The sequence below is a fragment of the Acidiphilium sp. 34-64-41 genome (assembly GCF_002282635.1).
Taxonomy (GTDB): domain Bacteria; phylum Pseudomonadota; class Alphaproteobacteria; order Acetobacterales; family Acetobacteraceae; genus Acidiphilium; species Acidiphilium rubrum.
Map to the genome: position 1 here is coordinate 1 of NZ_NCJX01000120.1, position 6,975 is coordinate 6,975.

Genomic DNA, 6,975 nt, shown 5'->3' on the forward strand with positions numbered 1-6,975 from the left:
GATCAAATCTGCGACCGTCCCGTTTCATGCCGGAATTATATCACCCCCGCAAACATACGACTAGCAAAATGTCGTCTTAATTACCGACCGATGAGTAAAGCCAAATATTTCGCGACCAATCTCGTAGGTAATGTGAGGAAAAAACCGGGGTCAACGGCCGCAACCGGTCGTTTTTGCCGAGGGCAAGGTTGTCGCGTAACTTAGGAATTGTGCGACAAACTGCCGCAGCGGCTAGGAGGGAGCGGCGGACGTTTGACGACAGATGCGCGCTCCCGTCGACAACGTGAGATCCGGCAAGCGACGCACCGTCAACGCCCGCTATGCGCCTCATCCCTGCCGTTCCTAGGCTAACTCCGTCTGCTCGAAAGCGGCCATCCGTCCCGAGGTCAGGGTCATATCCTCAACGGTGTTCTGTTGGGGTGAGGCGCCCGGTCCCGGTCGCGTTGGCCGTGCGTACTGCCTTGGGGAGCAGCCGGTAACGCGTCGAAAAGCCTTACCGAAGGCACTCTCGGATTCGTAACCAAGCGAACGCGCGATCGTACCGAGACCTTCGCTTGAGTTTTTCAGACGGTCGGCAGCCAGAAGCATGCGCCAGCGCGCGAGGTATTCCAAAGGCGTGGCGCCAACGGTGTTGCGAAATCGCAATGCAAAGACCGAGCGCGACATACCCACACGTTCGGCCAGCGCTTTCAGCGTCCATGGATGTCCCGGGTCGCTGTGCATGCTGGTGATGGCGATACTCATATGACGATCCGACAGCGCGGAAAGCCAACCTGGACCGGCGGTTGCCGCGTCCGCCAGGTAGAGCCGCAGCGCCTGGATGAGCATCATATAGGCGAGCTGCTGCGCGATCAGCGAGCCGCCCGGCTGGGGGTCGCGAAGTTCTTCCCGCAGGCGCTCCAGCGACCAGCGCATTGCAATCTTGTCCGGTTCTCGGCGGATATGAACGATGGGCGGCAAGCCGTGCAGCAGCATCTCGGCGTGGCTGCCGGTGAATCCGAAGAAGCCGCCGGCGAGGTATCGCCCACCCTCGGGAATATCCCGCGTGTCACTGACCTTCTGAAGCCGATCCCAGGCGCGCATATAATGGACAGGTTCGAGCGACAGATCTGTCGTCAGCCGGAACGGGAGCCCGCGCGGCAGAACGAAACAGTCGCCAGCCTCTAGGCTGACCGGCGCATCGACGCCCTCGACGGCCAGCCAGCACTGGCCGGCAAGCATGGCGTAGCATTTGATGCCCTGGTGCCGCGGGAAATAGATCGCAAGATCTTCCGGCACCATGAAGCCGCCGGAGGACAGGCTTTGCGGTTTCAGCAAGGCCAGAACCTCGGAGAGCGGGTCCATGCGCTGCGTTGAGCCGAAAGCCGGCTGCATCGGCCCGGTCTCAGGTGTTTGGATATTGGATGTCTGATAGTTCAAGACGATCGGACCAATCATACGGATTTCCAATCATAGATCGTCCCTGGGCGGACGTCTATCTAGGGTCGCGACGGCGCCGATCAGCCGCACGTCATGAGCATTAAGGAGACATCTTCATGCGTATTTTTGTAACCGGCGCCACAGGATTCATCGGGTCCGTGCTTGTTCCGGAGCTTATCTCGGCAGGCCATCAGGTGCTTGGCCTGACGCGTTCGGAGGCGGGCGCCGAGAAGCTGCGCGCGGCTGGGGCCGAATTCCTTCATGGCAACCTTGAGGACCTGGACAGCTTGCGCAAAGGCGCGGAACGCGCGGATGGCGTGATTCATCTCGCCTTCAGCCACAATTTTTCCCAGTTCGAGAAGAACGCCGCGGATGAGCGAGCGGCGATCGCGGCGCTGGGCGAGGTGCTGCAGGGATCGGTGCGGCCGTTCGTCGTGACCTCCGGCACGGCGCTCGCCGCCAATGTGGACGGCCAGCCATCGACGGAGGACAGCCCAACGGCGTCGTGGAACCCGCGCGCAGGTTTGGAAACAATCATGCAGACGTTCACCGAGCGCGGCGTGAAAACCTCCATCGTCCGCTTGGCGCAAATTCACGACACGCATAAGCAGGGCCTGGTTCCTTATTTCACCGCAGTGGCGCGCGAGAAGCGCGTCTCGGCTTATATCGGCGACGGCGGTAATCGCTGGCCGGCGGCGCATGTTTCAGACACCGCGCGGCTTTACCGTCTGGCGTTCGAGAATGCCGAAGCCGGCGCGATCTACCACGTGGTCGACGAAGAAGGTGTTGCGATGAAGACGATCGCCGCGGCGCTGGGCCGCGGGCTGAAGGTGCCCGTCGTGAGCATCAAGCCCGAAGACTCGCAGGCGCAATTTGGCTGGCTCAGCATGTTCGCCGGGCACGACATGCCTTCTTCCAGCTCCATCACCCGCCAGAAGCTGAATTGGAAGCCGACGGGTCCAGGCCTGATCGCCGACCTTGACGCGATGGACTACACGCAGTTCTGAGCCGGTCGACAGCGCAATGTCTGCAATGCGCCTCAATCAGGCCATCGACCAAACCCACCCGTCTTCGCGTAAACGGACACCGGAAACGGCGACTGAGCCACGTGATGGGCGCGCATATCGTTGGCGTCACGGAAAATCATTCGCCGGTTTGTCCGCAGGAGGGTCGGTTCATATTCTTTAGTAATTTATTTAGTTTCTCTCAGAAGGCGATTGGGGCCCATTGAACTGAGCAAGCGGGTTGGCTTTGAAATGTTCCCGTATGGCTTTGACGAATATAGCGACATTGGCGGACGCGATCCGCCGCGCCTGGTAGGCGACACTGACCGGCAGCGGCGGCGGCGCAAAATCTTGTAGAACGAGTGTGAGACGCCCGGCGCGGAGAGCCTCCCAGACCTGGTACAAGAGCGTTCGCGAGATGCCAACCCCGGCCTCGGCGGCCGTGATCGCTGCGTCCGCACCGTTGACAATGAGGCGAGGCTCGACCCGTACCGTTTTTCTATCTGCGCCAAAGGACCATTCATTGGTGGCGCCGATACCTTCGAACAGGATGATATCGTGCGACGAGAGTGCTGCCGGCGATGCCGGGGCGCCGCGCTTTTGCAGATAAGCGGGGCTGGCGACGAGGACAGGCGTGGCGAGGCCCAGCTTAAGGGCGATCAAACTACTATCGGCAAGCTCGCCGACGTGCACGGCAACGTCCACACCTTCTTCGAATAGATTAACGTTGCGATCAGATAAGGTTAGATGAATTGAGAGCGCGGGATACTCGTGCAAAAGCGCATTCACGATCGGCAACACGTATAAACGCCCGAACAGAACCGGTGCGGTGATGCGCAAGGTACCCCGGGGTTTTGCATCCTCGCCGCGGACCCGCCGCTCCGCCATCTCGAAATCTTCCAAGATGCGCTTGCAATCCTCCAGGTAGATCTGGCCTCGCTCGGTCAGTTGCACAGATCGGGTCGTGCGATTGAGCAGCATGATCCCCAGTCTTTCTTCGATCTGTGCAACGGATCGCGTCACCACCGAAGGCGATAGCCGCATGCGCCGAGACGCCTCCGTAAAACTGCCTTGGATCGCGACAGAGACGAAGATGCGCATGGCTTCGAGATTGTCCATATATAATTGCTGATACAGCAATAAAGTTTTGTCAAATTATCGGATTATCGCATTAACGCGAGGGTTCTACATCACGGGTCACACCGCAACTGGCGGCTCACTTAAGGAAGAGACCCATGTCGAACAATACCGTTCCTACCCATGAACCCACCCAAGCCGCACAGCCCAAGCCAACGATCGTGCTGGTACATGGCGCCCTCGAAGATGCGTCGATCTGGCATCTCGTGATCCCTCGGCTTCAGCGTGATGGCTTTCCGGTTATAGCCTTCGCCAACCCGCTAAGGAGCCTATCCATTGACGTTGCCTATCTGCGCAGCGTGCTGGACAGGATTCAGGGCCCGGTGATCCTCGTGTCCCATGCCTATGGTGGGGCCGTCATCACCCAGGCCGGGGAGCACCGCAACGTCAAGGGCCTGGTCTATGCGGCCTCGCCTATGCCCGCAGCGGGCGAATCCGCAACGGATACGCTCCAACGTTTCCCCGGTGGCGACTTCGCCTCGGCCATCAATCTGACCAATTATACCCTGTCCGATGGCACCAGCGGCACCTATGCCCTCGTCCAGGCCGACAAATACGGCCCCCTCCTCGCCGCCGACGTGCCTGAGAGCGTGCTCGCCTTGATGATCGCCACCCAGCGCCCTGTCGAGCTGGCAGCCCTCAATGAAAAGCTGACATCGGCCGCCTGGACGACCAAGCCGAGCTGGCAAATTCGGCCGCTGCTGGACCCGGTGTTTCCCGTGGAGGAGTGGAAATTCCAATCCGATCGTGCTCACGCTCACGTCATTGAAGTGAACTCTTCGCACGCTGTTCCGGTCACTTATCCGGACGTCGTTGTCGATGTGATCAATCAGGCCGCCGGCACCATCGCGCAGTAAGGACGGACCGAGGCCGACCGTAACGATCAACCTTAGCTTTTACCCATGTTTCAGAAAGGGATATCTCAAATGTCTAACTTTGCATTGCTTGTCGAGTTGAAGGCCAAACCGGGAAAGGAAGCGCAGGTCGAGGCGTTTCTGAAGAAGGAGGCCGCGCTGGCCAGAAATGAACCCGGCACGCTGACCTGGCACGCGGCGAAAGTCGAAGGTGAGCCAGGCGGCTATCGAATCTTCGACACCTTCGATGATGAGGCTGCGCGCGATGCGCATTTGAACGGCGAAGCGGCAGCGGAGCTTGTAGCGCATGCAGCAGAGCTTTTTTCCGAGGCTCCCAAGATTTACCGGCTTCAGGTCATCGCCGAGAAGTAGGCGCTGCCGCGGCCTTTGATTACGAAACCGATGATGAACTTGGGCGGCCTGTCGCGGTGGATATGCCGGCCGCCCATCCCCTTTTATAGTACCGGAGACGAGGGCAATGGACATTGATACGAGCGCGCTTTTTACGCCGATCGTTATAAACGGACATACCGTGAAGAACCGCATTGCCGTTGCGCCGATGACGCGCATCAGCGCAACGGAAGACGGCCGGGCGAGTGAGACGATGGCCCGCTACTATGAGCGTTTTGCGCGGGGTGGCTTCGGGGCGGTCAGCACCGAAGGGACTTACACCGATCAAGCATTCTCGCAGGGCTACGCGAATCAACCCGGCATCAGCGACGGTATGCAGGCGGAAGCCTGGAAGCCAGTCATTGCTGGCATCAAGACGCATGGTGCGCTCGCCATTGCCCAGCTGATGCATGCCGGCGCACTCAGTCAGGGCAATCGCTTTCGCCACGGCACTGTGGGACCGTCAGCCATTCAGCCCAAGGGCGAACAGATGGTCTTCTATCACGGCAAGGACCGCTACGCCGTGCCGGAAGCGATGACGGAGTCGCAGATTGCCGGCGCCATAGACGGCATAGCTCAGGCGGCGGAACGCGCCATCGCGCTTGCCGGGTTTGACGCTATCGAAATCCACGGCGCCAACGGCTATCTCCTCGACCAGTTTCTGACCGATTATACCAATATCAGAACGGATCAGTGGGGCGGCACCACGGAAAACCGCTTGAGATTGATCCTCGAAACTTTCAAAGCCGTGCGCAAAAAAGTCGGCGCCAAGGTGCCTGTGGGTGTTCGCATTTCGCAAGGCAAGGTGAACGACTACCAGCACAAATGGGCTGCGGCTGAGCGCGACGCGGAATTCATCTTCGGCCGCTTGGGCGAGGCTGGCGTCGACTTCGTCCACGTCACCGAATATACGGCCTGGCAACCGGCATTCACGCCGGGCGGTCCATCCCTGATGCACCTCGCCAAGCGCTACGCCCCCAAAGCCGCGATCCTTGCCAATGGCGGTCTGCACAATATCGCGCAGGCTGTCGCGGCACTCAACGATGGTGCCGATATCGTCACAATCGCCCGTGGGGCATTGGCGAACCCCGATTTACCGAAACGTTTGTCCGATCGCCGCGCCCTCAGCGACTTTGACCCGGCGATCCTCGGTCCCATTGCCAACATCAAGGAAACCGAGCTGGCGATGTGATGGCAAACCCTTCTTTATTGCTGAGGCGGCAATGAAGTCTTGCCAACATGATGGATTATCGCCTCAGCCCCATAAGCTTACATTTCAACCACACCGCAAATGGCGGTTCAATCAAGGAGAGACCCATGTCGCGCATGACCGTTCCCAGTTTTGAGACCGCCCCAGCCGCATCGCAGCCCATGCTCGAGGCCGTCAAGAAACAGCTCGGCGTCATCCCCAACAGCTTTCGCGTCCTGTCGCTCAGTCCGGCCGCCTTGCAGGGCCTGCTCGGCCTGAATGGAGCCCTGGGGAAGGCACTCGACCTTAAAACCCGCGAGCGCATCGCCATTGCCATCGCGCAGAGCAATGATTGTGACTACTGCCTCTCGGCGCACAGCTATATCGGCCTCAACCTCGCCAAGATCGATGCCGCCGAAATTGCTTTGGCCCGCAAGGGCGCCTCGTCCGACCCCCGGGCAAATGCCGCCGTCGCCTTTGCGCTCAAGATCAATGAGGAACGCGGCAAAGTCAGCGATGCAGATGTGCAGGCAGTCAAAGCCGCCGGCTTCACCGACGGCCAGATCGTGGAAATCATCGCGGTCGTGGCCGAAAATATTTTTACGAACCTCCTCAACATCGTCGCCGGAACCGAGATCGACTTTCCCGTCGTACTGGCCGCTGAAGCAGCGTAATCTTGGCGGGAGTTGGCGGTGCATGCCGCCGCCAGCTGGCTTGCCTTGGCGTGGAGCACACCATGCTGGCCTAACGGTTTCTCCACATCGGCCGACGACAAGCCAGAGTTCAAGCCTGATCTAATCGCGGCCGCTGGAATCCCAGCTGAGGGCCCTTTCAACGACGCCACGAACAAAAGCGTCACCATCCGAAGAAGGACGCTGCGGCGCAGGACATTTTTAAAAAGACTTCGCTGGCCTGGTAGCGGCGGCGATCCCGGCCACGGCGGCCCGTAAGCCGATCGAGGTGTGGTTCGCCGATGAAGCCC

Annotated in this window: 7 protein-coding genes; 5 read left to right on the plus strand and 2 right to left on the minus strand. The window is 59.9% G+C overall.

Translation table 11 applies throughout. The annotated features are described in order from the left end of the window. Positions 1 to 342: 342 nt before the first annotated feature. Complete coding sequence (locus B7X49_RS17245; protein ID WP_286705250.1) at positions 343 to 1,437, minus strand: AraC family transcriptional regulator; 1,095 nt, start codon at positions 1,435 to 1,437, stop codon at positions 343 to 345. Positions 1,438 to 1,535: 98 nt separating this feature from the next. On the opposite strand from B7X49_RS17245, the gene B7X49_RS17250 reads away from it, so the two are divergent. Continuing rightward, positions 1,536 to 2,426: an SDR family oxidoreductase gene (locus B7X49_RS17250; protein ID WP_286705249.1), complete on the plus strand. Its 891-nt coding sequence runs from the start codon at positions 1,536 to 1,538 to the stop codon at positions 2,424 to 2,426. A gap of 189 nt (positions 2,427 to 2,615) precedes the next feature. Here the strand turns inward: B7X49_RS17250 and B7X49_RS17255 are convergent, their stop codons facing one another. Continuing rightward, a complete protein-coding gene (locus B7X49_RS17255) occupies positions 2,616 to 3,542 on the minus strand; it encodes a LysR family transcriptional regulator (RefSeq protein ID WP_286705248.1) in 927 nt (308 codons plus the stop codon). A 116-nt stretch (positions 3,543 to 3,658) separates the two neighbouring features. On the opposite strand from B7X49_RS17255, the gene B7X49_RS17260 reads away from it, so the two are divergent. The 4 genes from B7X49_RS17260 to B7X49_RS17275 all read left to right on the plus strand — a co-directional run bounded on the left by B7X49_RS17260 (position 3,659) and on the right by B7X49_RS17275 (position 6,667). After that, positions 3,659 to 4,417 (plus strand): alpha/beta fold hydrolase, encoded by a 759-nt coding sequence (locus tag B7X49_RS17260; RefSeq protein ID WP_286705247.1) that lies wholly within the window; start codon positions 3,659 to 3,661, stop codon positions 4,415 to 4,417. A gap of 69 nt (positions 4,418 to 4,486) precedes the next feature. Beyond that, entirely contained in the window at positions 4,487 to 4,786 is a 300-nt protein-coding gene (locus B7X49_RS17265) for a putative quinol monooxygenase (protein WP_286705246.1), read from the plus strand. A 106-nt stretch (positions 4,787 to 4,892) separates the two neighbouring features. Then, positions 4,893 to 5,996 (plus strand): NADH:flavin oxidoreductase, encoded by a 1,104-nt coding sequence (locus B7X49_RS17270; RefSeq protein WP_286705245.1) that lies wholly within the window; start codon positions 4,893 to 4,895, stop codon positions 5,994 to 5,996. Between the two features lie 125 nt (positions 5,997 to 6,121). After that, on the plus strand, positions 6,122 to 6,667 hold the full coding sequence (locus tag B7X49_RS17275) for a carboxymuconolactone decarboxylase family protein (RefSeq protein WP_286705244.1): 546 nt from the start codon (positions 6,122 to 6,124) through the stop codon (positions 6,665 to 6,667). Positions 6,668 to 6,975: the final 308 nt, after the last annotated feature.

What these genes read in the sequence shown, in the direction of transcription:
- B7X49_RS17245 (WP_286705250.1), bottom strand. Translation starts at nt 1,437, where the DNA reads ATGATTGGTCCGATCGTCTTGAACTATCAGACATCCAATATCCAAACA.
- B7X49_RS17250 (WP_286705249.1), top strand. Translation starts at nt 1,536, where the DNA reads ATGCGTATTTTTGTAACCGGCGCCACAGGATTCATCGGGTCCGTGCTT.
- B7X49_RS17255 (WP_286705248.1), bottom strand. Translation starts at nt 3,542, where the DNA reads ATGGACAATCTCGAAGCCATGCGCATCTTCGTCTCTGTCGCGATCCAA.
- B7X49_RS17260 (WP_286705247.1), top strand. Translation starts at nt 3,659, where the DNA reads ATGTCGAACAATACCGTTCCTACCCATGAACCCACCCAAGCCGCACAG.
- B7X49_RS17265 (WP_286705246.1), top strand. Translation starts at nt 4,487, where the DNA reads ATGTCTAACTTTGCATTGCTTGTCGAGTTGAAGGCCAAACCGGGAAAG.
- B7X49_RS17270 (WP_286705245.1), top strand. Translation starts at nt 4,893, where the DNA reads ATGGACATTGATACGAGCGCGCTTTTTACGCCGATCGTTATAAACGGA.
- B7X49_RS17275 (WP_286705244.1), top strand. Translation starts at nt 6,122, where the DNA reads ATGTCGCGCATGACCGTTCCCAGTTTTGAGACCGCCCCAGCCGCATCG.